The sequence below is a fragment of the Pseudomonas sp. dw_358 genome, from assembly GCF_018449655.1.
In the GTDB taxonomy this organism is placed as follows: domain Bacteria; phylum Pseudomonadota; class Gammaproteobacteria; order Pseudomonadales; family Pseudomonadaceae; genus Aquipseudomonas.
Window position 1 is genome coordinate 175,295 of the sequence record NZ_JAAVUX010000009.1, and the last position, 22,358, is coordinate 197,652.

Annotated in this window: 24 protein-coding genes, 1 tRNA gene and 1 pseudogene; 25 read left to right on the forward strand and 1 reads right to left on the reverse strand. The window is 61.6% G+C overall.

Annotation, left to right across the window (positions count from 1 at the left end):
• Positions 1–50: 50 nt before the first annotated feature.
• From HB675_RS15455 to HB675_RS15485, 7 genes and pseudogenes are all read left to right on the forward strand, one after another.
• Positions 51–2,348 (forward strand): annotated as a pseudogene (locus tag HB675_RS15455) (TonB-dependent hemoglobin/transferrin/lactoferrin family receptor); the annotation flags it as partial.
• Between the two features lie 38 nt (positions 2,349–2,386).
• Positions 2,387–2,971, forward strand: a complete 585-nt coding sequence (locus tag HB675_RS15460) for a biliverdin-producing heme oxygenase (RefSeq protein WP_213879200.1) — start codon at positions 2,387–2,389, stop codon at positions 2,969–2,971.
• Positions 2,972–3,044: 73 nt separating this feature from the next.
• Positions 3,045–3,446 (forward strand): YbaN family protein, encoded by a 402-nt coding sequence (locus tag HB675_RS15465; RefSeq protein ID WP_256737566.1) that lies wholly within the window; start codon positions 3,045–3,047, stop codon positions 3,444–3,446.
• 86 nt (positions 3,447–3,532) lie between these two features.
• Entirely contained in the window at positions 3,533–3,889 is a 357-nt protein-coding gene (locus tag HB675_RS15470; protein WP_213879202.1) for a DUF5064 family protein, read from the forward strand.
• A 324-nt stretch (positions 3,890–4,213) separates the two neighbouring features.
• Positions 4,214–5,722, forward strand: a complete 1,509-nt coding sequence (locus HB675_RS15475; protein ID WP_213879203.1) for a sigma-54-dependent transcriptional regulator — start codon at positions 4,214–4,216, stop codon at positions 5,720–5,722.
• 63 nt (positions 5,723–5,785) lie between these two features.
• Positions 5,786–6,262, forward strand: a complete 477-nt coding sequence (locus HB675_RS15480) for a WbuC family cupin fold metalloprotein (RefSeq protein WP_213879204.1) — start codon at positions 5,786–5,788, stop codon at positions 6,260–6,262.
• Positions 6,263–6,431: 169 nt separating this feature from the next.
• The gene (locus tag HB675_RS15485) at positions 6,432–7,466 is read left to right on the forward strand and encodes an NADP-dependent oxidoreductase (protein WP_213879205.1); all 1,035 of its coding nucleotides are present in this window, start codon (positions 6,432–6,434) and stop codon (positions 7,464–7,466) included.
• Between the two features lie 14 nt (positions 7,467–7,480).
• On the opposite strand, the gene HB675_RS15490 is transcribed toward HB675_RS15485, so the two are convergent.
• Positions 7,481–8,695 carry an MFS transporter gene (locus HB675_RS15490; protein WP_213879206.1) on the reverse strand — a complete coding sequence of 405 codons (1,215 nt, stop codon included), beginning with the start codon at positions 8,693–8,695 and terminating at the stop codon, positions 7,481–7,483.
• Between the two features lie 358 nt (positions 8,696–9,053).
• Between HB675_RS15490 and HB675_RS15495 the strand changes: the two genes are divergently transcribed.
• The 18 genes from HB675_RS15495 (at position 9,054) to HB675_RS26085 (ending at position 21,923) form a co-directional block, all read left to right on the forward strand.
• Complete coding sequence (locus HB675_RS15495) at positions 9,054–10,349, forward strand: NCS2 family permease (protein ID WP_213879207.1); 1,296 nt, start codon at positions 9,054–9,056, stop codon at positions 10,347–10,349.
• A gap of 77 nt (positions 10,350–10,426) precedes the next feature.
• Positions 10,427–10,503, forward strand: a tRNA-Met gene (locus HB675_RS15500).
• Between the two features lie 168 nt (positions 10,504–10,671).
• Positions 10,672–11,910: a tyrosine-type recombinase/integrase gene (locus HB675_RS15505; RefSeq protein ID WP_213879208.1), complete on the forward strand. Its 1,239-nt coding sequence runs from the start codon at positions 10,672–10,674 to the stop codon at positions 11,908–11,910.
• 177 nt (positions 11,911–12,087) lie between these two features.
• The gene (locus HB675_RS15510) at positions 12,088–13,014 is read left to right on the forward strand and encodes a hypothetical protein (protein WP_213879209.1); all 927 of its coding nucleotides are present in this window, start codon (positions 12,088–12,090) and stop codon (positions 13,012–13,014) included.
• 79 nt (positions 13,015–13,093) lie between these two features.
• On the forward strand, positions 13,094–13,360 hold the full coding sequence (locus HB675_RS15515) for an AlpA family phage regulatory protein (protein WP_213879210.1): 267 nt from the start codon (positions 13,094–13,096) through the stop codon (positions 13,358–13,360).
• Positions 13,361–13,714, forward strand: coding sequence for a hypothetical protein (locus HB675_RS15520; protein WP_213879211.1), 354 nt, complete (start codon positions 13,361–13,363; stop codon positions 13,712–13,714). It abuts the gene before it with no gap.
• Positions 13,711–14,358, forward strand: coding sequence for a KilA-N domain-containing protein (locus HB675_RS15525; RefSeq protein WP_213879212.1), 648 nt, complete (start codon positions 13,711–13,713; stop codon positions 14,356–14,358). The genes HB675_RS15520 and HB675_RS15525 overlap by 4 nt, the downstream gene beginning before the upstream one ends.
• Before the next feature lie 311 nt (positions 14,359–14,669).
• Complete coding sequence (locus tag HB675_RS15530; RefSeq protein ID WP_213879213.1) at positions 14,670–14,897, forward strand: hypothetical protein; 228 nt, start codon at positions 14,670–14,672, stop codon at positions 14,895–14,897.
• 148 nt (positions 14,898–15,045) lie between these two features.
• The gene (locus HB675_RS15535) at positions 15,046–15,273 is read left to right on the forward strand and encodes a hypothetical protein (protein WP_213879214.1); all 228 of its coding nucleotides are present in this window, start codon (positions 15,046–15,048) and stop codon (positions 15,271–15,273) included.
• Entirely contained in the window at positions 15,270–15,692 is a 423-nt protein-coding gene (locus HB675_RS15540; protein ID WP_213879215.1) for a hypothetical protein, read from the forward strand. Before HB675_RS15535 ends, HB675_RS15540 begins: the two co-directional genes overlap by 4 nt.
• Complete coding sequence (locus HB675_RS15545; protein ID WP_213879216.1) at positions 15,689–15,994, forward strand: hypothetical protein; 306 nt, start codon at positions 15,689–15,691, stop codon at positions 15,992–15,994. The genes HB675_RS15540 and HB675_RS15545 overlap by 4 nt, the downstream gene beginning before the upstream one ends.
• A gap of 367 nt (positions 15,995–16,361) precedes the next feature.
• Positions 16,362–16,589 (forward strand): hypothetical protein, encoded by a 228-nt coding sequence (locus tag HB675_RS15550; RefSeq protein WP_213879217.1) that lies wholly within the window; start codon positions 16,362–16,364, stop codon positions 16,587–16,589.
• Positions 16,586–17,464 (forward strand): toprim domain-containing protein, encoded by an 879-nt coding sequence (locus tag HB675_RS15555; protein ID WP_213879218.1) that lies wholly within the window; start codon positions 16,586–16,588, stop codon positions 17,462–17,464. The genes HB675_RS15550 and HB675_RS15555 overlap by 4 nt, the downstream gene beginning before the upstream one ends.
• Positions 17,451–19,247, forward strand: a complete 1,797-nt coding sequence (locus HB675_RS15560) for a DUF927 domain-containing protein (protein WP_213879219.1) — start codon at positions 17,451–17,453, stop codon at positions 19,245–19,247. The genes HB675_RS15555 and HB675_RS15560 overlap by 14 nt, the downstream gene beginning before the upstream one ends.
• A 352-nt stretch (positions 19,248–19,599) precedes the next feature.
• Positions 19,600–19,902, forward strand: coding sequence for a hypothetical protein (locus tag HB675_RS15565; protein WP_213879220.1), 303 nt, complete (start codon positions 19,600–19,602; stop codon positions 19,900–19,902).
• Positions 19,899–20,507 carry a hypothetical protein gene (locus HB675_RS15570; RefSeq protein WP_213879221.1) on the forward strand — a complete coding sequence of 203 codons (609 nt, stop codon included), beginning with the start codon at positions 19,899–19,901 and terminating at the stop codon, positions 20,505–20,507. The genes HB675_RS15565 and HB675_RS15570 overlap by 4 nt, the downstream gene beginning before the upstream one ends.
• 87 nt (positions 20,508–20,594) lie before the next feature.
• Positions 20,595–21,536 (forward strand): hypothetical protein, encoded by a 942-nt coding sequence (locus HB675_RS15575; protein ID WP_213879222.1) that lies wholly within the window; start codon positions 20,595–20,597, stop codon positions 21,534–21,536.
• 162 nt (positions 21,537–21,698) lie between these two features.
• Positions 21,699–21,923, forward strand: coding sequence for an HGGxSTG domain-containing protein (locus tag HB675_RS26085; protein WP_275957929.1), 225 nt, complete (start codon positions 21,699–21,701; stop codon positions 21,921–21,923).
• The last annotated feature ends 435 nt before the right edge of the window (positions 21,924–22,358 follow it).

The following is a 22,358-nucleotide window of genomic DNA, read 5'->3' on the forward strand; positions in this document are numbered from 1 at the left end:
TTGCCGTCAGGGAGCGTCTATCGATGCCTTACGCCTTACCCCGCCCGAACACCCCTTATGCCCTGTCCCTACTGGCCGGAGCCATGCTGTGCACGCTGCCTGCGGAGGAGGCGCTGGCGACAGAAGCGACCGAGCGCAAGACGAGTCCGGCCCTCGACCTGCAACCCATCAGCATCACCGCCACGCGCCAGGCCGAGGCGGTGGATAAAGTGCCCAGCACCGTCACTGTCACCGAGCGCAGCGAGCTGGACCGGGATAACGTCAACTCCATCCAGGACCTGGTGCGTCATGAACCCGGCGTCTCGGTAGGTGGTACGGGCCAGCGAAGCGGTCTGAGCGGTTTCAACATCCGTGGCATCGACGGCGATCGCATCCTGACCCAGGTCGATGGGGTCGAAGTGCCCAACAGCTTCTTCAACGGGCCCTATGCGCAAAGCTCGCGCAACTACGTCGACCCGGAAATCATCAAACGCGTGGAAATACTGCGTGGTCCGGCTTCGGTGCTGTATGGCAGCAACGCCATCGGCGGCGCGGTGAGCTATTTCACCCTTGACCCTGGTGACATCCTCAAGCCCGGGCAGGACGTCGGGGCACGCCTGAAGACCGGCTACAGCTCCCAGGACCGCAGTTGGCTGAACTCCGCGACCCTGGCCGGTCGCCACGGCGACTTCGATGCCCTGCTGCATGTGAGCCAGCGCAACGGACGGCAGACCGAATCCTACGGCGAGACCGGCGGCACCGGTCTTAACCGCAGCGCCGCCAACCCGGAGGAGGTGCGCACGACTAATATTCTGGCCAAGACCGGCTGGGATTACGCCGATGACGGTCGCCTCTCCCTGACCTATGAAAACTACAGAGACCGGCGCCAATCAGACCAGAAAAGCGCTGTCGGTGGCCCATTCGGCGCCGGGGTCGGTCGTAACATGTATGAGGCCCGTGAAGCCTGGGACACCATCAGTCGCGAGCGCTTCGGCATCGCCCATGACTTCACGCTGCTGAGCCCCTTGGCTGATCATGTGACGTGGCAGCTCAACTACCAGATTGCCAAGACCGACCAGCACACCGAAGAACACTATGTCGTTCCACGCACCCGCGACGTGCTGCGGATACGCGACACCCAATACCAAGAGCGCCAGTGGATATTCGATACCCAACTGGACAAGGCCTTTGCCATCGGGGACACCGAGCACCTGCTGACCTACGGCGCCACCTTCAAACGCCAGCAAGTGACCGGTGCCCGCAGCGGCTATGGCACCTGCCTCAACGCTGGACGCAACTGTGTTGGAGTGGGCGCCGACAGCCCGGATGATCGCCTGCTCAAATCCAGCGACTTCCCCGACCCCACGGTGTACACCGCCAGCCTTTTCGCCCAGAACCAGATCAGCTGGAACCACTGGACTTTCCTGCCTGGTGCCCGCTACGACTACACGCGGATGAACCCGCGCATCACTGAGGAGTTTCTGCGTACGGTCGACAAGGAGGGCGGTGCCACCGTCAACGATGACAGCAAGGTCTGGCATCGTTTTACCCCGCGCCTGGGTGTGACCTACGCCTTCGACGAGCATTACACCGGCTACGGCCAGTACAGCCAGGGCTTCCGCACCCCGACGGCGAAAATGCTCTACGGCCGTTATACCAATGACGGCGCAGGCGTCAGCGTCGAACCCAACCCCGACCTGAAACCGGAACGCAGCCAGAGCTACGAGACCGGCCTGCGCGGTCATTTCGATGCCGGCCACTTCGACCTCGCACTGTTCTACAGCCAGTACCGTGACCTGATCAACGAAGACGCCGTGGCCCCCGGTTCCGACATGGTCACCTTCAAGACTCACAACATCGCCCGGGCGACGATCTTCGGCACCGAGCTCAAGGGCCGCTTGAACCTCGACCACTTCGGTGCGGCCGAAGGCCTGTACGGCCGTGGCTCCCTGGCCTGGCTTAGCGGTCGCAACGACGACAGCGGCCAGCCGCTCAACAGCGTCAACCCGCTGACCGCAGTATTGGGCCTGGGCTACGAGCAGCGCCAGTACGGCGGCTTGCTGAGCTGGACCCTGGTGCAGAAAAAGAACCGCGTCGACGACACCACCTTCTTCGCCCCCGACGGTACCAGCAAACAGTTCAAGACGCCCGGATATGGCGTTCTCGATCTGACCGGCTTTTATAAAGTCCGCGATGACATTACCCTCAACGTCGGGCTATACAACCTGGCCGATAAAAAGTACTGGCAATGGGACAGTGTCCGCGGCTACGACGGCGTCGGCGAGGCCGGCGTACTCGCCCCCGCCAACCTGGACCGCCTGACCCAGCCGGGCCGCAACTTTTCGCTCAACGTGGTCTGGGACATCTGACCCGCGCCCCTTTCCATTGGCTTTTCCAGGAACCGACAATGACCAGCAACAACACCCCGCAGCCTCGCTCCGCCCGCCTGCGCACCATCAGCCAGAGCCTGCATGACAGCCTCGAACAGACCGTCGGCGCCCATGCCCCGTTCGAAAGTCGTGAAAGCTACGGGCGTTTCGTGCAGATGCAATACCTTTTTCAGTCCGAGTTGAAGGGCCTGTACCAGCATCCCGAATGGGTCGCACTGTTTCCGGATTTGCCCGAACGTTGCCGCAGCGAGGCCGCCGCCGCCGACCTCGCCGACCTTGGCGTGCCCGTGCCTTCGGCCGTCGCCGGAGCACCGAGCGGACTGAACCGCGCTCAGGCACTGACCTGGATCCGCGTCTCGGAAGGCTCAAAGCTCGGCGCCGCGATTCTGATCAAGCGCGCCAACGCCATGGGTTTCGATGAGCATTTCGGCGGCCGCCATCTGGCCGAACCTGAAGGCGGCCGCATGCCGGCCTGGCGGGCATTCAACGCGATTTTCGATGCATTGTCCTTCAGCCCGGAGGAAGAGGCTCAGGCCGACCAGGCCGTCATCGATGCCTTTTCACGCTTGCAGGTACTCTTGCAAGACACCTACGCCGGTTAGCCTGAAATGGCCTGATCCTCTTTCACCCGGCGGCCGAGCGCCGCCGGATGAAGTTCATCACCGCAGTGAAACCATGGACATTCAACCTCCACAACGCTCCCGGACTGCCCGGCTACTGTATGCCGCACTGGCTTACACCAGCCTGGCAATCGGTCTGGTGGCCATTGTCATCCCCGGCCTGCCGACCACCGAGTTCATCCTCCTCGCGGCCTGGGCGGCGACCCGCAGCTCACCGGCCCTGAGCGCCTGGCTGGAAAACCACAAACTATTCGGCCCCATGATCCGTAACTGGCGCAACGGCAAAGTGATCACCCGCAAAGCCAAGCTCAGCGCGACCCTCAGCATGCTGGTGTGCTCGGTGGTGATGTGGCTGACCCTGCCTCATCATTGGTTCATCTATGCGGCCATCGGCGGCATGGTGCTGGTCAACCTGTGGATCTGGTCCCGGCCCGAGCAGGTCGCCGTCACGGATTGACACTTAGATGAAAGTCCCGACATAAAGGGATCGCTGCCGTCCTGCGACGGTCTACCCCAGATCGTCAACCATCCGGAGCGCTCCCCATGTTCGAACCTGGCCACCTGCACATCACTCACAGCGCCATCTCCAAGCCCGACGTGAGTTACCGCATCGACCTGCGTTACGAAACCTGCACCGATCCGGCTGAAGGCAGCTGCATGCTCTTCAAGCTGGCAGGCGACATTGCCGGCAAAAACTTTGAAGACCAATTCCAGCTGACCCGCGACAGCGCATTCAACTTCGCCAGCAAGGTCGACCGTATCGCGCGCAAGCACGGCCTGCCCGCCAGTCAGGCGCTGCCGTTGATCGAACACCATCAGTACGATGCCATGTTTGCCGATATCCGCCAGCAGCTGAACCTGCACAGTGGTGAACCGATGCAGCCGGAGCATATTCGCTGAGTCGAAGCATCCAGATGGGGATCAATATTCAATTTGATCCAGAACCAGGATGCGTCGTCGACATTGCTGATGTGTGTCGATGTCTGGACGGAGTAAGGGACGGGCACAGAATGCCTGGCAGCGTTTCGCTCCTGCTGTGAGCCTCCCGGTGTGGGGGGCACACGGGCGCTCGCGATGGAAGGGTAAAACCCTGAGGATCTAACAGGCCATGAAAATCCAGCCACGTCATGGGTCACAGCGGGACTTGCAGGCCGAAGCGATTTCGTCAACCTCCGTACCAAGGCATACTGCGCGCCTCCATTGCCCGGAACCTCTTCACGCCCCATGCGCATCCACGTCAGCTTTATCGACCGAGTCGGTATCACCCAGGAAGTCCTGGCGTTGCTCGGTGCTCGCAACCTGAACCTGGACGCGGTGGAGATGGTGCCACCCAACGTTTACATCGATGCGCCGGAGCTGAGCTCGCAGGTGCTCGACGAGTTGCGCGGTGCGCTGCTGGGGATTCGCGGTGTGCAGGCGGTGACCGTGGTGGATATCCTGCCGGGGCAACGGCGACATCTGCAATTGGAGGCTTTGCTGGCCGCCATGACCGATCCGGTACTGGCCCTGGACAGCGCTGGGCATGTGTTGCTGGCCAACCCGGCTTTGGTGGCGCTGTATGGCCACCAGCCGGAAGGGCAATCGGTGGCCGAGCTGTTTGCCGAGCCCGCGTTGCTCGACGCCCTGCTGGAACACGGTTTTCGCCTGCCCCTGCGCGAGGTCACACTGGACGGCCAGACCTTGCTGCTGGACGCCACCCCGATCACCGATGCCGGCGCGTTGCTGACGCTGTATCCGCCCAACCGAATGGGCGAACGCCTGGCCGCCTTGCACCATGACCACGCCGAAGGCTTCGACTCGCTGCTGGGCGAATCGCCCGCCATCCGCCATCTCAAGGCCCGCGCCCAACGCGTCGCAACACTGGATGCGCCGCTGCTGATCCAGGGCGAAACCGGGACCGGCAAGGAATTGGTGGCACGGGCCTGTCATGCCATCAGCAGTCGTCACAACGCTCCCTTCCTGGCACTCAACTGCGCGGCGCTGCCGGAAAACCTCGCCGAGAGCGAGCTGTTCGGCTACGCCCCTGGCGCCTTCACCGGTGCACAGCGTGGTGGCAAACCTGGGTTGATGGAGCTGGCCAACCAGGGCACGGTGTTTCTTGACGAGATCGGCGAGATGTCACCCTACCTGCAGGCCAAGCTGCTGCGTTTTCTCAACGATGGCAGCTTCCGGCGGGTGGGCGGCGATCGCGAGGTCAAGGTCAACGTGCGCATTCTCAGCGCCACTCATCGCAACCTGGAGACCATGGTCACGGAGGGCAGCTTTCGCGAAGACCTGTTCTATCGCCTCAACGTGCTGAACCTCGACGTGCCGCCTTTGCGCGAGCGCGGTCAGGACATCCTGTTACTGGCCCGTTACTTCATGCAGCAGGCCTGTGCGCAGATCCAGCGACCCGTGTGCCGTCTGGCACCGGGAACCTACCCGGCGCTGCTAGGCAATCGCTGGCCAGGGAACGTTCGGCAACTGCAGAATGTCATCTTTCGCGCCGCTGCCATCTGTGACAGCAGCCTGGTGGACATCGGCGACCTCGACATCGCGGGCACCTCCGTGGCGCGGCAGAGCGAGGGCGAGATCCTCAGCCTGGAACAGGCGGTGGACGGCTTCGAACGCGAACTGCTGGAAAAACTGTACGTGAACTACCCCTCCAGTCGACAACTGGCCGCGCGGCTGCAGACGTCCCATACCGCCATCGCCAATCGGCTGCGCAAATACGGCATTCCCGGCGAACGCTAGCGGGCATGCAAGCCTGCTGCGCATTGCGCCATAATGCCGGCTCGATCCTTATCGGCTGTCCCCATGAAACAAATTACCCGTGACGCCCTTTCCGACCTCGCCGCCAAGGCCCAGCAGTCCCCTCGCCTGCGCGCCAACCTCAACCTGCACGAAGAATTGAGCGACCCGATCCAGCGCCTGGCCATCGCCATGGAGCCTGGCACCTACATCCGTGCGCAGTTTCACGCACACACCTGGGAGTTGCTGTTTGCCTTGAGTGGTCGTTTCGTGGTGCTGATCTTCGACGACGCTGGCGTGGTCATCCGACGCACAGTGCTCGGCGAGGAAAGCACGGTGGTGGAAATTCCGGCCGACTGCTGGCACGCCGTGCTGTCCCTGGATGCGGGCGGCGTGATCTTCGAGGTCAAGCATGGCCCTTACCTGCCGATCCCGGAAGGCAACTATGCCGACTGGACTGTGCCAGAAAATGCACTGGGCACCGCCGAGCTGATGGCCTGGTATTCCGTGGCGCAGGTCGGTGACTGCTACCGGCAAGCCTGAACCGATTGACTGCTTTTAATGATGGGCGCAATGTAAAAGACCACTTGCCCATCATTCGAAGCCGATCAGCTTGACCCTGCCGGGAATTACCGGCGCAGTCGTTGTCGTAGAAGGATGGGCCAGCAACGCGACGATTTTGCGCCCGGCTCGATACCTTCAGGAGGACTGCATGACTTATCCGATCACAGCACAACGCATCGTGCTCGCCGCACGCCCCGACGGCGAACCGACTGCGCAGGACTTTCGCCAGGAAAGCCTGGCGCTCCAGGCGCCCCAAGCGGGCCAGATGCTCCTCAAGACCTTGTACCTGTCCCTGGACCCTTACATGCGTGGGCGCATGAATGACAGCAAATCCTATAGCCCGCCGGTGCAGCTCGGCGAAACCATGGTCGGCGAAGTGGTTGCCCAGGTCGTGGACTCGAAGGTGGAAGGCTTTAACGCCGGCGATATCGTCCTGGCCCACAGCGGCTGGACCAGCCATGGGCTGTCCAACGGCGAAGGCGTGCGCAAGATCGATCCGGCCACGGCTCCCATCGAGACGCGCTTGGGCGTACTCGGGATGCCGGGCTTCACCGCCTACGCGGGCTTGCGGGAAATCGGCAAGCCCCGAGCCGGCGAGACCGTGGTGGTGGCCGCCGCCAGTGGGCCGGTAGGCTCGCTGGTCGGGCAGCTGGCACAACGGGCCGGCGCCAGGGCCGTCGGTATCGCCGGTGGCGTCGAGAAGTGCGCCTTCGTCAAGGACGTGCTGGGCTTTGACGTGGTCATCGACCACCGCGCCGAAGACTTCGTTGACCAACTGGCCACTGCCTGCCCGGACGGCATCGACGTCTATTTCGAAAACGTCGGCGGGCCGATCTGGCAGGCCGTGTTTCCCCTGCTCAATCAATTCGCCCGAGTGCCAGTGTGCGGCCTGATTGCCGACTACAACGGCACATCGACAACGGACGCAGGCCTGAGCGTTGCCGGCCTGATGCGCGGCATCCTGACCCGAAGCATCACCCTGCGCGGGTTCATCAACTACGACCTCAACCACTGTTTTCCAGACTTTATTCGCGAGATCGCGCCCGCCATCAAGAACGGCGAAATCAAGCACCTGGAAGACGTGGTCGACGGTCTGGAAAACAGCCCCCAGACCTTTATCGGCATGCTCAAGGGGCGAAACTTCGGCAAGGTGCTGATCAAGGTGGCGGATGCCTTTCGCTGACCTCGAACCAGCCTTCAGGCCCGCTTGGTGGACGGCAACAGTACCGTGAGAACGCCGAACAGCGGCAGAAACGAGCAGAGGGTGTAGACGTATTCGATCCCGCGGATATCGGCCACGTGCCCCAGCAGCGCTGCGCCGATGCCGCCGAAGCCGAACATCAGGCCAAAGAACACCCCGGCGATCATGCCGACGTTGCCGGGTACCAGTTCCTGGGCAAACACCACGATGGCCGAAAATGCCGAGGCCAGGATGAAACCGATGATCACGCTCAATACGGTCGTCCAGAACAGATCCACATAGGGCAGCGCCAGAGTGAACGGCGCGACGCCGAGGATCGAGAACCAGATGACGGCCTTGCGCCCGATGCGGTCGCCGATCGGGCCACCGAAGAAGGTACCGGCCGCTACCGCACCGAGAAACAGAAACAGATGCAGCTGCGAACTGGCCACCGACAGGTGGAATTTTTCGATCAGGTAGAACGTGAAGTAACTGGTGAAACTCGACATGTAGAAGTATTTCGAAAACACCAGCAGCGCCAGCACCACCAGTGCCCAGGTGACGCGACGCCTGGACAGACCATGGGTCGCTTCGCGGCCACCCTTGAGCTTGAACAGGTTGAGGTGTTCGCGGTACCAGCGGCTGATACCGTATTGCACGCCAATGGCGAACAGGGCCACGACACCGAACCAGGCTACGTGGGTCTGCCCGAAGGGAATGATGATTGCCGCCGCCAGCAATGGGCCGAACGCCGAACCGGCATTGCCGCCGACCTGGAAGGTTGATTGCGCCAGACCGTAGCGGCCGCCGGAGGCCAGTCGCGCCACCCGAGAGGTTTCAGGGTGGAAGGTAGAGGAACCGATGCCGATCAATGCAGAGGCCAGCAGAATCATCGGGAAGCTGCCCACCACCGACAGCATCAAGATGCCCACCAGTGTGCAGACCATGCCCAGCGGCAACAACGCCGGCTTGGGATGGCGGTCGGTATAGAAGCCGATCCAGGGCTGCAGCAGCGAGGCGGTGATCTGGAACGTCAGGGTGATCAGGCCGACCTGGGTGAAGCTCAGGCCGTAGTTGGCCTTGAGCATCGGGTAAATCGACGGCAGGACCGACTGGATCAGGTCATTGATCAGGTGCGCCAGAGCACAGGCGCCGATGATGCGCATCACCAGCGGGCTGGTCTGAGGGGCGGTCGGAGTGGGCGCGGTGGCGCTTGGAGCGGTGCTGGACATGGGCAGTTCCGAACGGTTCGTTTTTGTACGTGGGCCGCCAATGTGCCATTTTTTTCGAGGGCAGCGCCATTGTCTTGCGGGATTCCGGCGGTGCCGTCCGATACAACCACGTTTCTGCACGCACATTGCGCAGGCGATCCAGCCTTTAACGCCTCAAAACAGTGCATAAAAACCCTCGGCAAGCCCCCGTGCACCGCCTGCATGACACAGCCTGCTTGGCCTGTCGAACGTTGGCCCACATCCTGCTAAGCGCATCAGGACAAAATTGACCGAGCGGTTAGTTTCTACGCCCGTCGAGTTCAATTACGCCGCACGCCGGACCTTCATTTCAGGGCGCCATGCGCCAACGGGGAGCACCATGCTGGACTCGCTATTCAAACTCAGGGTGCACAACACCAACGTGCGCACGGAAATACTCGCCGGGGTCACCACCTTCCTGGCCATGGCCTACATCCTGTTCGTCAATCCGAGCATTCTCGGCGACACGGGCATGGACAAGGGCGCACTGTTCGTCGCTACCTGCCTGGCCGCCGCCATTGGTTCGGCCATCATGGGCATGATCGCCAACTACCCGATTGCCTTGGCACCCGGCATGGGCTTGAATGCCTTCTTCACCTACACCGTCGTGCTGCACATGGGCCACACCTGGCAGGTGGCGCTGGGCGCGGTGTTCATTTCGGCGGTGTGTTTCTTCCTGTTGTCGATCCTGCGGATCCGCGAATGGATCATCAACAGCATCCCCTTGCCGCTACGCTCGGCCATTGCCGCGGGTATCGGCCTGTTTCTGGCCCTGATCGCCTTGCACAACGCCGGTATCGTCGTGGCCAACCCGGCCACGCTGATAGGCCTGGGCGATCTGCGCCAACCGGCGCCGGTGCTGGCCACGCTGGGCTTCGTGCTGATCGTCGCACTGGAAGCCCTGAAGGTTCGCGGCTCGGTACTGATCGGCATCCTCGCCGTCACCGTGATCTCCATTGTGCTGGGCTTCACGCCGTTCGGCGGCGTAGTGTCGATGCCCCCGTCTCTGGCGCCAACCTTCCTGCAGCTGGACATCGCCGGGGCGTTCAATGTCGGCATGGTCAGCGTGATCTTCGCGTTCCTCTTCGTCGATCTGTTCGATAACTCCGGCACCCTGATCGGCGTCGCCAAACGCGCCGGCCTGATGGACAAGACCGGCCACATGCCGAAAATGGGGCGCGCGCTGATTGCCGACAGCACGGCGGCGCTGGCCGGCTCCCTGCTGGGGACGTCCACCACCACCAGCTACATCGAGTCGGCCGCCGGTGTGAGTGCCGGGGGACGCACGGGCCTGACAGCCATGGTGGTCGCCGTGCTGTTTCTGCTGTCGCTGTTTTTCGCTCCCCTGGCCGGCAGCGTGCCCGCCTTTGCCACGGCACCGGCCTTGATGTTCGTGGCGGTGCTGATGGCCTCGGGCCTGGCTGAAATCAACTGGGAGGATGTGACCGAAGCGGCGCCCGTGCTGATCACGGCGCTGATCATGCCGTTTACCTACTCCATCGCCAACGGCATCGCGTTTGGCTTTATCAGTTGGACCCTGATCAAGCTGATATCGGGCAAATGGCGCGAGCTGAATGTACCGCTGGTGGTACTGTCGATCCTGTTCGTGATCAAGCTGGGCTGGTTCAACAGCTAACCTTTTGATCATGTGCAGTATTTTTTTGAAAAGGCGCTTGACACATTATCGTTACCGGCGAATAATGCGCGCCACTTGGCTACATAGCTCAGTTGGTTAGAGCATAGCATTCATAATGCTGGGGTCCGGGGTTCAAGTCCCTGTGTAGCCACCAAGTACCGGTTTACAGATGTCTACAGCAGTCTATAAACCACCTCAAGAAGCCCGCCCTGTGCGGGCTTTCTTGTTTCTGGCTGTATCACCTTATCTCCCCCTATATCTTCCCTCCGTGTATCCCTTCGTGTACCTTGGCTAGAAATTGAAACTGGGGGATACAAGGAAAATGAAGCGCAGCGACATAAAACGCCGCCCTTTGGCTGATACCGTGCTCGCCACCCTTGAGCCAGAGGCCAAGGAGTACCGCGAATTGGACGGCAATGCCTTGTATCTCCGCGTGCGCCCTGACGGCAGCAAATCGTGGCAACTGCGCTACAAGAAGCCTGACGGCAAGTGGTCATGGCTTGGCCTGGGCGGCTACGGCAACGGCGACCATCAGTTGACCGGATCACAGGCCAGGCAAAAGGCTGCCCTGTTGCGAGAGGACGCGGCCAAGGGTGGCAACCCACTCGCCACCAAGCGAGCCAGGAAGGCGGCAGAGATCGAGGCGACCAACAACACATTCGAGCATCTGGCCCGGGAGTGGCACGCAGCCAAACGCAAGAGCTGGACTGAAGGAACGGCCACCCGGACCATCGGAGCCTTGGAACTTCACGTATTCCCCGTGTTTGGTAAGCGCATCTATACCGAGATCCTGCCCATGGAGTGGATGGAATTCCTTCGCGGCATGGAGCAAACGGGCATCATCGAGCAGACGAGCCGGGTACGTGCTCGATGCCAAGAGATCTACGACCTCGCCCGCGTCACCGGCCGGGCCACCCACAACCCGCTGGAAGGTCTCCACAAGTTCCTCCAGACCAAGCCCTCTGAAAACTACGCCCATGTGCCTGTGGATGAGCTGCCGCCACTGCTGCGCGCCATCCGTGCCTACCCGAGCGCCATAGACGTTCGGATCGGCCTCCACCTGCTCTCCATGCTGGCCTGCCGCCCTTCAGAGATAAGAGAAGCGCGCTGGGATGAGTTCGATTTAGATAAAGCGCTGTGGACCATCCCCGCCGAGCGGATGAAGCGCCGTCGCGAACACTTGGTGCCCCTGCCACGCCAGGCCGTAGAGTTGCTGAGCGAACTGCGCAACCTCACCGGTCGGTATCCGCTGCTGTTCCCTGGGCGCAGCGACACTACCAAACCGCGCAGCAACACCGTGTTTCTGATGGCCCTGCGCCGCTTGGGTTATGAGGGCCGGCAGACGGGCCACGGATTCCGCCACATCGCGTCTACGGTCCTCAACGAGCATGGCTTTGATGAAAACCACATCGAGGCGCAGCTATCGCACGTCAAGGAAGGCGTGGCCGGCATCTACAACAAAGCCCAGTACCTGACCCAGCGCGCCACCATGATGCAATGGTATGCGGACCACCAAGACACCTTGGCCAAGGGCAATGTGGTGTCGATCAAGAGGGCCTGACGCGCCCCTTCCAATGCTCACATAGACGGATATAGACTGGAAACCATTACTGTTCGGATACCCAGTGTCCGGACGGACAGCGGTTTTGGCTGGCCTAGCTCGACGGAGCGAAAAGCGGACTTCCCATCTGCCTGGCTGGCCGATCTATTCAAGTGGGACGCCTGGGAGGGCGTGGATGTGAAAACAGTTCCTTCACCAGAACAGTTCGAACGGCTTTCGCAGGCAGCAGAAATCTACACCTCGGATTTTTCCGCCTACTTAGACGAAATTGTCCGTGGCTTTCCTGAGGGCAAGATTCCTTTGAGCGAAGCGCCTAGGCTGATCAAGCTTGCAGTGGAAGGAGTTGAGGTTTTCGGAAAGTCGGCATTAGGAGAGGACGGCGCAGCGTGTCTCGAATGGCTGGCAAGCGAACCTGCATATGCCATGGCGATCAAGGAGGTTGGCTTCTACATGGTGGAACCTGGGCACTGGGCCGGAGTGTTCGAAAAGACCATTTCGAACTGGATTCGCAGTGGCGCACGGACAACCGCTCTCCCCTACAGATTGGCTCGAAACTCGAATAAATTTATGGCTTATGTGTCGAGGATCGGCGGCGCTATTCACAGTTATATGACGGGAATCGGGCATCGTGCTGCAATCGACGGCCCCGCAACAATCGCCAAGCTAAGACAGCTGTTGTTAGAGTTTGAGCAGCTCGCGGGTGTGGACTGGATGCCAGCTGAAGCAAAGAAGCGACTCGCATATATGGTAAAGACGCAAGCTGCGCTTCGATTTCTGGACAGCGATATTTTGGCTCAACCAGTAAGCAAAAGGAATGATGTAGATCTACCTGCTCGACTGCTCGCTTCTGAGCTGCTTCGTCTGAACTACAGTACTTACCGCAACCACCATAAACGCGCAGTGTTCCATCTGATGGGGCTTTCCATCATTGAGAGGCCTCTTGAAATGCGAACCATTGAGAGACTGGCCAAAATCGAGCTCGACGCAGAACGAAAGCATATAGCAAAAGAAATTGCCGACAGAAAAGGCCTCGAATACGGAGACGTTCTGACGACACTAAAAACGAACAAAAGCCTTACCTTGCCGCGCGAGAATATCGACTGAAATAGTGGCGCTTTGTCGTGATCAAAGAGCCAGCGAATTGCGAACCTGTCTCCCGTCATCTACTACGGGATACGCCAATATGCACACCACCCCAGATCACTTGCAGTCAGTCGCTGCGACCATCCACCAGTTCGACCCCTCTACCTTCATCATCCGCATACCCGAGCTGTGCGCTATCACCGGTCTCGCCAGGCCGACCGTCTACAAGCGTCTCAAAGACGATCTGACTTTCCCTAAGCCGGTGCCGCTGAGCGACAGCAAGTCGCGCGGCGCGCCTGTCGGGTGGGTTCTGGCCGAGGTGCAAGCCTGGGTGCGACAGCGCATCGCATTGCGCGAGGTGGCTTAAATGAAAAAGAGCCAGCCCCAAAGTAAGCAGGCCAGCCCGTCGCAAGGGGATATTACCACCGGCAAAGCCCCGAGCAAGATTGCCCGGGTTCTGCAACACATGCTGTATGACGGCAGCCTCATCCGTTTCGAAGCCGAGCGCCTGGGCGACCATTGCTTGCACTCCACCATCAGCAGCTTGGCCAACAGCTACGGCCTTAAATTCCAGCGCCAGCTTGAGCGCGTGCCGAACCACTGGGGCGAGCCTTGCACCGTGACCCGCTACACCCTCCCACCAAGTGAACACCGCCGCGCCCGTAACGTGCTGTCAATGCTCTGCAAGCCTATCAGCCAGCGCCAGCAGGTGGTGGCATGAGCGCCCGCATCGTTCCACTCGACTACGAAGGCCAGGCCGTGCGGTTCAGCGGTGACGGCTGGATCAATGCCACCGAGGCAGCGGCGCGGTTCGGCAAGGTGCCGCATGACTGGCTGCGCCTGCCCGAAACTATTGCTTACCTGGAGGCCATGGCTAAATACGGGAAAATCCCGCAATTAGTAAAAACCCAACGTGGGCGCAACGGCGGCACCTGGCTCCACCCCAAGCTAATCGTGGCCTTTGCCCGGTGGCTGGATGTGAGCTTCGCCGTCTGGTGCGATGAGCAGATTGACGCCCTGCTGCGCGGCGATTCGAAACCCTGGGCCAGCGCCCGGCGCGAGGCAGCAATCGGCCACAAGGCCGTTTGCGATGCCGTCGCGCTCAACTGCGAGGCCCAAGGCAAAACACCGAAGCCCCACCACTTCATCAATGAGGCCCGGCTGATCAATCAAGTCATCACCGGATCGTTTGCCGGCCGGGACCGTGACCAGTTGGATACGGCTGAGCTAGAGATCGTCACCCTGGCCGAGCTGCGCGACTCAGGGTTGCTCTGCGCGGGTATGACCTATGCCGAGCGCAAGGCAAACCTGGTCGCCTACGTCACCAAGCTGCAAGGCAAGCACAAGCGGAGGATTGCCGCATGATGGCCTTGTGCAATCACGATGAGCGGCAGATACTTCCGCTTGCTCGCAGTCGTTATCGCGGTTATCGTGCCCACCTCTCTGTAAATCCAGAGAGCGGGCGTAGGAACCCGATGAGAAATTGGCGCAACAGCGCCCAGATCACAACTGCCGGCGTTTTTTTTCGTCTGCGGTTCAGTGTTATGGCGGCTGTGTGCGGGCAGGCTTCGGCCTGGTCGGGTTCCAATTTCCCCGGCATTCCTACCCCGCGCACGGCTGCCACCCAATCCCGTAGGAAGGATCGTGGCAGCTCCAAACTGAAATTGGAGTTCACCATGACCGCCCTCAATCCGTCCGCAATTTCCCCCGAGCTGCAAAAAGAGTATTGCGCCCGCCTGCTCAAGGTCCTCATGCGCTACTCCGAACCCTCGGATATTTGCCGCATCATGCGCGCCATCGAGGCCGAGGTATCTACCACCCTCGCCACGCGGTTCTGCCCTGGTCTCAACGACGCCAGCTACAGCGTTTTTCGCAGCTACTGGCTCAAAGGGGGTGCCGTATGACCGCCCTTTCTCGCTCAATTCGCGCACTGGCTCACCGCCGTATGGCCCTGAGCGCCCTCCGCGCAAACTCGTCCCTTTCCGTTCGCCTTGCCCGCTACAACGCCCACATGGCGGTCGTGCGCACCCTCGAAACCGCTGGGGGTGCCGTATGAACCTCCCTGCCCAGTTCACCCCATTGAGCGCAGATGACCAGATCCAACACCTGCGCGATGTTCAAGACGTCCTCACCCTGCTCAGCGTGGCGCTGGCCATCATTGCCGCGCCCCACACGTCGCTTATGGTCGCTCGCGTTACCGCAGTGGTCGCGCAGCACACGGCCATGGCCTGGGCGGAACTGCTCGGCGGTTTCATCGCGGAGCATGGGGGTGCGCAATGAATATCGCCATCGATCCCAACTCCTTTTTCATCATCCAGGTGTGGGACGGGCGCGGAGCTTTTGGCTTTCAAATCTGCCTAACTGACGACTGCTTAGCCCGGCAACTTTTGGAGACATTTGGCCGCGACCTGCTCGGCCGGCGCATCGCCCTTTACAGCTTGGATGAGCCGCCGGTGGACGCAGATAAGCTCGCCGCATTCAGATCGATGACAAAGCGCATGGGGCAGATTCTGGAGCGCTGCCAGAGCGAGCCTTCGCCAGGGCGGGCGTTCTTGGTTGCGTACGTCGAACAGTGGCGCGAACAGACCCCGCTGAGCGTGATCGCTTCATTTCTGGAGCACGCCAAGTATGAGCCAGACCATGACGAGTTCGACTATGTCCCGCTCCACCAGTCTGCTATCGGGAGGGCCTATCCATGAGCAACGGCCTCGCAACTTTTGATGCTAACGCTATCCAGGGCGAAATGGTTTCAGACAATGCCATGCTCGATGGCCGAGCTATGTGCTCGATGAACTTCGCCCGCCAAGAGCACGACAAGCTGGCGAAAATACTGCTCACATTCGTCATTCCGGCGATGGGTGGCTACGCCAACGAGCTGGCTGCAGACATCGCGCGTCACCTGGAGCAGATCCAAATATTCAGCGGCAATTACTGCTGGCGCCACCGGCACGTTGGCGCAGCGTGGGGTGAAGTCGGCAAGCGCCCCGGGGTAGACGACTAAAAAGACATTGGCAGTAGTTCTGCTAGAGACGCCCGCCCCAGGCCCGTCCCCCGAATTAACTGATACTTGGTAAAGGCTTAGAAGATGAAACTTATTCAAAACGACGCATTAGCGCCGACGGGATCGGCTTGCCCGGAAAAAGCCACAGATCTGTTTTACGTGACCCACCACGCCGCGCCATGGGATCTGTCAGGCCCGTACCTGACAGAGGGAGACGCTGAGCTTTCCCTGGCGTCCACCCTGTGCCCAGGGGCCGTGGTGAGCCGCCGAGCCGTCGAAGCGCTGGACGAGCGCACCCATGCTCTGGCTGTACGCAACGGAACCGTGGTTCGGGCCTTCGCATCAGGCAGATGCCAGGAGCCTGACCATGAATAACGTGGCCACCCTCAGACGGAAAGGGCGCGGCGGCCCTCCACCGGCCGCTGCCTATATCGACGGTGCCAGCTATGTGCTGCTGTTGGAAATTACGGCCGGCTATCTGGCCCTGGGCAAGGCATCCGAAGGCGCCAGCCAGCAGCCGGGCGAGCTGTTACGTCTCAACGGCGAACTCCAGGCCCTGACTGAGCGGTTCACGCCACCACAGGGGGCCGCATGACAGATCCCTCGATCCTGTTTCGCGAGGCTCTCCAGGCCGCCTATGGGCCGCTGGACTGGCTGCCCGTGGCTGATGGCGACATTCACCGCTTCCACGTCCCTGGCGACAAGTCCGGCACGCTGAATGGCTGGTACACCCTGTACGCGGACGGCATTGCATCCGGCGCCTTTGGTAGCTGGAAGGCTGGTGGTACCAACACTTGGTGTAGCCGTGAGCCGGCCGACTATCGCGAGGCCGAGCAGGTGCGCCAGCACATCGAGCAGGCCAGGCGCCAGCGGGAAGCCGAGCAGCAGCGACGCCAGCACAAGGCGGCGACTCTTGCCCAACGGTGGTGGAAGGCCGCCCGTCGCGCAGATCCCGCCCACGCCTATCTGGTGGCCAAGGGTGTTCGCTCCCACAGTCTGCGCCAGCACGGTGACGAACTTCTGGTGCCGCTGTATGCCGGGGGCGTACTGGTCAACCTGCAACGGATCGCCCAGGACGGCGGAAAGCGGTTCCTGTTCGGGGGGCGCATCAAGGGCGCCTATTCCCCGCTGGGCCACATCACAGCCGGCAAGCCGCTGTGCGTCTGCGAGGGCTGGGCCACGGGCGCCACGCTCCACGAAAGCGGCTACACCGTCGCCTGCGCCATGAACGCCGGCAACCTCAAGCCGGTGGCGCTGGCGCTCCACGGTGGCCACCCCACCACTGGAATCATCATCGCGGGCGATGACGACCGCCAGACCGATGGCAACCCGGGCCGGACCGCCGCGAATGCTGCCGCTGTCGCAGTGGGCGGCCTGGTCACGTTCCCCGAATGGCCACCCGGCGCCCCAGAATCGCTTTCCGACTTTAACGACCTCGCCACCTGGAGCCGCGACCATGCGCACGCCTGACAACAACGTCATCAATCTGCGCCCCGAAGCCCCCATGGTCGAGCCTGAGCGTCCTTGCTGGGGTGTGTACGAAACCTGGGTGACCAATGAGAAAGGCCGCCGGCTGCGCCCGGGCGTGTACTGGCATGGATTTAAGCGCAGCGCCGCCGACGATGACAGCGACGACGACAAATCCGACCGCCCGATCACTGATGAGTGGATCGCCACCCCTGTGACCGTGGCCGCACGCACCACCAACAGCGACGACGGCAGCGAGGGGCGTTTCCTGCGCCTGATCACCGAGGGCGGCATCAAGGAATGGATCATCCCCATGGAGGTGTTCGGCGGTAGTGGCGAGGACGCCAGGCGCACGCTGTTCGGGATGGGCGTCATCATCGCGCTCAAGAAGCGCGGCCAGTTCATGGAGTACCTCCTGGAGCAGCACCCCGCCGAGGTGTTCGCCACCACCTGCCGCCCGGGCTGGCACGAATCGGGCGCCTTTGTGCTCCCCGGGCGCACGCTGGGCAGTGACAAGGTGCGGTATCAGGCCAGCGCCAAGGGGCAGAACCTATTCCGCGTGCGCGGGAGCCTGGAGGGATGGCGGGCCGAAGTAGCGGCCAAGTGCCAGGGTAACCCTGTGCTGACCCTGGCTATCGGTTGCGCCCTCGCCGGCCCGCTGCTGAGCCTGGTGGGCGTGCTGGGCGGTGGTGTTCACCTGGTGGGCGACAGCTCAAGCGGCAAGTCGCTGGCGCAGTTGATCGGATCGTCCGTGTGGGGCGACCCCGGCATCTTCGCGGCGAGCTGGGATATGACCAAGGGCGGCCTGGAGATCGAAGCATCGAGCCGCAATGACACCATGCTGCCGTTGGACGAGATCAAGCGGGCCGACCCCAAGCGCGTTCAAGAGATGGCCTATTCCCTCGCTAACGGCCAGGGCAAGGGCACCATGACCCGCGACCGGGAGGCACGGGGCAAACTGAGCTGGCGCCTGCTGGCGCTCTCCAGCGGCGAGCGCTCGCTCTCCGAACACGCGGCCATCAGTGGCAACGCCGCCCACTCTGGCGCTGAGCTGCGCATGGTGGACGTAAACGCCGGCACACGCACACACCGAGCCTTTGACGAGTTGCATGGCATGGAGGGGGCCGACTTCCACCGCCAGCTCACCGTCGCGGTGGGCGCGCACCACGGGCACATCGGCCCAGCGTTCGTGGAAAAGCTGCTGGCGGACCATGACCGCCCCGGCCTGCTGGAAGACTTCGCCGGCATCCGTGCCCAGTTCACCGAGGACAACGCCCAGGCCGGGCGCGTGGCGGATCGGTTCGCTGTGATCGCCCTGGCCGGCGAGATGGCCATTGCCTATGGTCTGCTGCCGTGGGAGCCGGGCACCGCCCTGGCCGACTGCCAGCTCCTGTATGGCGAGTGGCTCAGCCGTGTGGGCAGCGGCAATGCCGAGGATCGCCAGATCCTGTCGGGGATTCTGGACTTCATCGACAAGCACGGCAGCAGCCGATTTTCGGACGTGAATGACCAGACGCCCGACACCAAGGTATTCAACCGGGCCGGGTACTGGAAGCTGTCTGGGGGCAAGCAGTTGTACCTGTTCAACAAGTCAGCGCTGATCGAGGCGGCGCACGGGTATGGCCTGAGCCGCATCATCAAGGCGCTGGAGGGCGCGGGCGCCATTGCCGAGCGCGGTGCTGATCGAAAACGACATGCCAAGAAGTACCGCGTCCCTGGTGGCGGCTCCCCATGGCTGTATGTGATCGACGCTGACGCCGTGGACGGTGAAGGCGGTGCGGTATGACCCCCACAACTCCAAAAAGTGATTGCCCATATCCACAGGAACCTAGAATCGGTGGGAACAGTGGGAACAGTGGGAACAACCAGGCGGGCCGGGGCTTTCAGGCGTTCCCACCTAATAAAAAGAGTGGGAACAAGTGGGAACACACAATCGCTTTCCAATATAAGTGGGCGGCACGTCTGCCTGTTTCAGTTATCACTGTTCCCACAAAATCCGGTGTGGGAACAGAATGGGAACAGAAAAACGCCTCTGGGAGCCCCGGTTTATATGGGTTGTTCCCACTGTTCCCACTGTTCCCACCGTTTTTGAATTCACAGGAACATTTGGTAGGTAGCTTTCAGAGCGTGGTGGCGCCATGAGCCTGCTCTCGGATCTGCTCAATCACATGCCGCCGACCGTCGCCAACTCTGAAATCCCGGGCCGCACAGAGCGCGCCCCCGACCACCCACGGCTGGGGTTGGTCAAGCGCCCCGCCGCCAAGCCGGCCACCTATACCAACGCCGCCAGCGCCACGCCGGAGTGGCGTCAGGCTCGGGACCAATACATCAACCACGTCATGGCGTGCCCGGGCTGCCACGCGCCCACCGCTCGCCACTGCGCGGCTGGCGCTGGCCTGCGCACCACCTACGACAACACCCCCATGGAGAATCGGCCATGACGCCTACCGTGACCACGCGCCTGTGCAACATCGCAATGAAGCCCGGCGTAAGCGCCAGCACGAACCTCATCACCACTCGCCGCATCCTGCGCAGAGTCGTGGAGCAACTCGACTCGATCAACGCCGAGCGCCGCGCCCTACGCCGCCAGGCGGCCAAGCTCAAAGCGTTTCTGCCGTTCACCCAGCAGACCATCGAAAGCCTGGAACAGCAGGCGCAGGAGCACCGCGAGGACGCCCGCAGCGGGGCAAGAACAGTGCTGGCCGGGTTCGGGCAGTCCGTGATGTTCGACCGTGACGGCTTGGCCGCCGCCCTGGGGTTCGACCGTATGTGCGACCTGATGAGCGTGAACCCGGTACACCGCCAGCAAGCGCACGAAGACGGGGATACATCCCTTCGCGGGCTTGCCTACATCTCCCGGCTGGAGGACAGCGCCGCCGGCTACGGCGATGACTGGGGCGCCGGCGGCCCGCTATTTCGCGCCTGCCATGCCGCGATGATTCAGTTCATCAAGGAATGCCCCGAGGACCAGTTGCCAGATCCATTCGCGCCTGGAGAGGTGCTCGGGCCGAAGCCGCCACCAGTTCTACGGATCGTGACCCAGTAACTGCCAGCCCCGCGCCACATTTCGGCAGCCCGCAAATCGTGGCGCGGCCCGGGCATCCGTTAACCCTCACAGCAAACGGGAAAAACCATGACAGCGCTCTATGGCCGCTACTACGAATTGACGCTCTACTCAGCGACGGGTAGCCAAACCCTGTCGATCAAGGCACCCGTGCAAATCCAATTCAGGGTGACTTATTACGCGGGCAGCGGTGCCATCAAGGGCACCGCCGAAATCACGATCTATGGGCTGAACCTCGCCTCTATGGACCAGATCATCAATAAATACGACCGCATCAAGCTGGTGGCGGGCTATGTCGGGGGCTCCGAAGCCATCTTCGACGGAGCAATCTTCACACCGAGCAAGGGGAAGGCTGGCATGGAGCAGTACCTAGCGCTGTATTGCACCATCATGGGCAAAGACGAGAGCCAAGCCACGATCAACAACACTTGGGGCAACGGCACGCGGGTGTGCGACATCGTGAAAGAGATCGCTTCCAACCTTGGCGTCCCTGTCACGTTTCTGCCGGCCATCGATGCCCCAGATAGCACATTCTGGTCAGACCTGGGCCGTGTGCGCACGCTTTCGCTTTCGACCAAGGCATACACCGCGCTAGATGACCTGGGCCGCTCCTACGGGTTCGTTGTGTATCGCCTGCTGGACAAAGTGCTAATCCTGCCCCGCACGGCGGTGGGCAGCGGCACGTCTCATGTGATTTCCGCTGATACTGGCATGGAAGGATCACCGCTATTCAGCGCCGGCCCCACGGTGAATGTCGTAACCCGGCTGAATCCCAAGATCATGCCTGGTGATGAGATCTTGGTAAAAACCCGTTACAGCCTGGTGGTACCCGACATTTCGTCCAACTTCAATGATCAGACCCGGTTCACCCAGGCCAAATCGGGCAGGTATTTCGCCAGCTCGATCATCCACTATGGCGACTTCTACTCCGACACCTGGTCAACCTCGATCCAAGGTTACGCACTGGGCGTCGATCACGATCCGATCACTACTGGGGATTACCTCTACTGACGGACCAGATGCGGGCCGATGCGAGACAGACCAAAACGTCCCACTGAGACTGTATCGTCTGTCCCGCCGAGGGAGCACCGCACCCCGGGAGTCGATATGGCAGGTAACCATCAAGACCATCTGCGCAAGCTATGGCGTCAACACCACGAGGCCTACGAAGCCATGAGCAAGAAATGGGCGGAACGGAGCTACCAACACCCTCCGCCAGCCTTCCCATCCCTACCTGACGAATTGCACGGCTTAACCTGTGGCGCGAAGACCCGGGCGGGAGAGCCATGCAAGCGACGTGACCTGTACATCTCCGGGCGGTGCAAATTGCATGGAGGGCTGTCTACCGGGCCGAAAGGGGACGGCCAAAGCCCGGAGGCGGTCTCCCTGAAAACCTAACCCCATGAGAGGTTGATAAAACCTTACATTGGCGCTGCTTCCGGGCGGCCATGCCCGTGGGCTCCCAGGGCCTGTGGGGGCAGTGCCTGTAATCTGTGCCCTGGTATCCACGCTGGTATCCACGGTTTCACGGGGTGCGATGACTGGTTACCACGCGCTGGTTACCACTGTGGTTAACACGGTTTCGCGCAGCACCTGGCGCAGAGCTGGCGCCAGCAATAGGCGTTACAAGTCGGCCTGTAACAGGGGCTGTAACAGCGAAATCCGATATTTTCGCGCAGTGTTTCACGCAGTGATTTCACGCATTGGAAGTGCGCGGAACCCGCCAAGTGCGCAGTCAGGTACGCACGAAAAGTACGCGCGGGGCTCGCGGGCAAGACAGGTTCGCACTAGGGGTTCGCACGTCTGGTTCGCACGTAGAAGCGCGAACCTTGA

Bases quoted from the DNA above. Each gene is read 5' to 3' on its own strand.
- HB675_RS15480 (WP_213879204.1), top strand. From the start codon at position 5,786: ATGAAACAAATTACCCGTGACGCCCTTTCCGACCTCGCCGCCAAGGCC.
- HB675_RS15570 (WP_213879221.1), top strand. From the start codon at position 19,899: ATGACGCCTACCGTGACCACGCGCCTGTGCAACATCGCAATGAAGCCC.
- HB675_RS15515 (WP_213879210.1), top strand. From the start codon at position 13,094: ATGCACACCACCCCAGATCACTTGCAGTCAGTCGCTGCGACCATCCAC.
- HB675_RS15460 (WP_213879200.1), top strand. From the start codon at position 2,387: ATGACCAGCAACAACACCCCGCAGCCTCGCTCCGCCCGCCTGCGCACC.
- HB675_RS15545 (WP_213879216.1), top strand. From the start codon at position 15,689: ATGAGCAACGGCCTCGCAACTTTTGATGCTAACGCTATCCAGGGCGAA.
- HB675_RS15495 (WP_213879207.1), top strand. From the start codon at position 9,054: ATGCTGGACTCGCTATTCAAACTCAGGGTGCACAACACCAACGTGCGC.
- HB675_RS15530 (WP_213879213.1), top strand. From the start codon at position 14,670: ATGACCGCCCTCAATCCGTCCGCAATTTCCCCCGAGCTGCAAAAAGAG.
- HB675_RS15470 (WP_213879202.1), top strand. From the start codon at position 3,533: ATGTTCGAACCTGGCCACCTGCACATCACTCACAGCGCCATCTCCAAG.
- HB675_RS26085 (WP_275957929.1), top strand. From the start codon at position 21,699: ATGAGCAAGAAATGGGCGGAACGGAGCTACCAACACCCTCCGCCAGCC.
- HB675_RS15555 (WP_213879218.1), top strand. From the start codon at position 16,586: ATGACAGATCCCTCGATCCTGTTTCGCGAGGCTCTCCAGGCCGCCTAT.
- HB675_RS15535 (WP_213879214.1), top strand. From the start codon at position 15,046: ATGAACCTCCCTGCCCAGTTCACCCCATTGAGCGCAGATGACCAGATC.
- HB675_RS15490 (WP_213879206.1), bottom strand. From the start codon at position 8,695: ATGTCCAGCACCGCTCCAAGCGCCACCGCGCCCACTCCGACCGCCCCT.
- HB675_RS15550 (WP_213879217.1), top strand. From the start codon at position 16,362: ATGAATAACGTGGCCACCCTCAGACGGAAAGGGCGCGGCGGCCCTCCA.
- HB675_RS15465 (WP_256737566.1), top strand. From the start codon at position 3,045: ATGGACATTCAACCTCCACAACGCTCCCGGACTGCCCGGCTACTGTAT.
- HB675_RS15520 (WP_213879211.1), top strand. From the start codon at position 13,361: ATGAAAAAGAGCCAGCCCCAAAGTAAGCAGGCCAGCCCGTCGCAAGGG.
- HB675_RS15475 (WP_213879203.1), top strand. From the start codon at position 4,214: ATGCGCATCCACGTCAGCTTTATCGACCGAGTCGGTATCACCCAGGAA.
- HB675_RS15485 (WP_213879205.1), top strand. From the start codon at position 6,432: ATGACTTATCCGATCACAGCACAACGCATCGTGCTCGCCGCACGCCCC.
- HB675_RS15560 (WP_213879219.1), top strand. From the start codon at position 17,451: ATGCGCACGCCTGACAACAACGTCATCAATCTGCGCCCCGAAGCCCCC.
- HB675_RS15525 (WP_213879212.1), top strand. From the start codon at position 13,711: ATGAGCGCCCGCATCGTTCCACTCGACTACGAAGGCCAGGCCGTGCGG.
- HB675_RS15575 (WP_213879222.1), top strand. From the start codon at position 20,595: ATGACAGCGCTCTATGGCCGCTACTACGAATTGACGCTCTACTCAGCG.
- HB675_RS15505 (WP_213879208.1), top strand. From the start codon at position 10,672: ATGAAGCGCAGCGACATAAAACGCCGCCCTTTGGCTGATACCGTGCTC.
- HB675_RS15565 (WP_213879220.1), top strand. From the start codon at position 19,600: ATGAGCCTGCTCTCGGATCTGCTCAATCACATGCCGCCGACCGTCGCC.
- HB675_RS15540 (WP_213879215.1), top strand. From the start codon at position 15,270: ATGAATATCGCCATCGATCCCAACTCCTTTTTCATCATCCAGGTGTGG.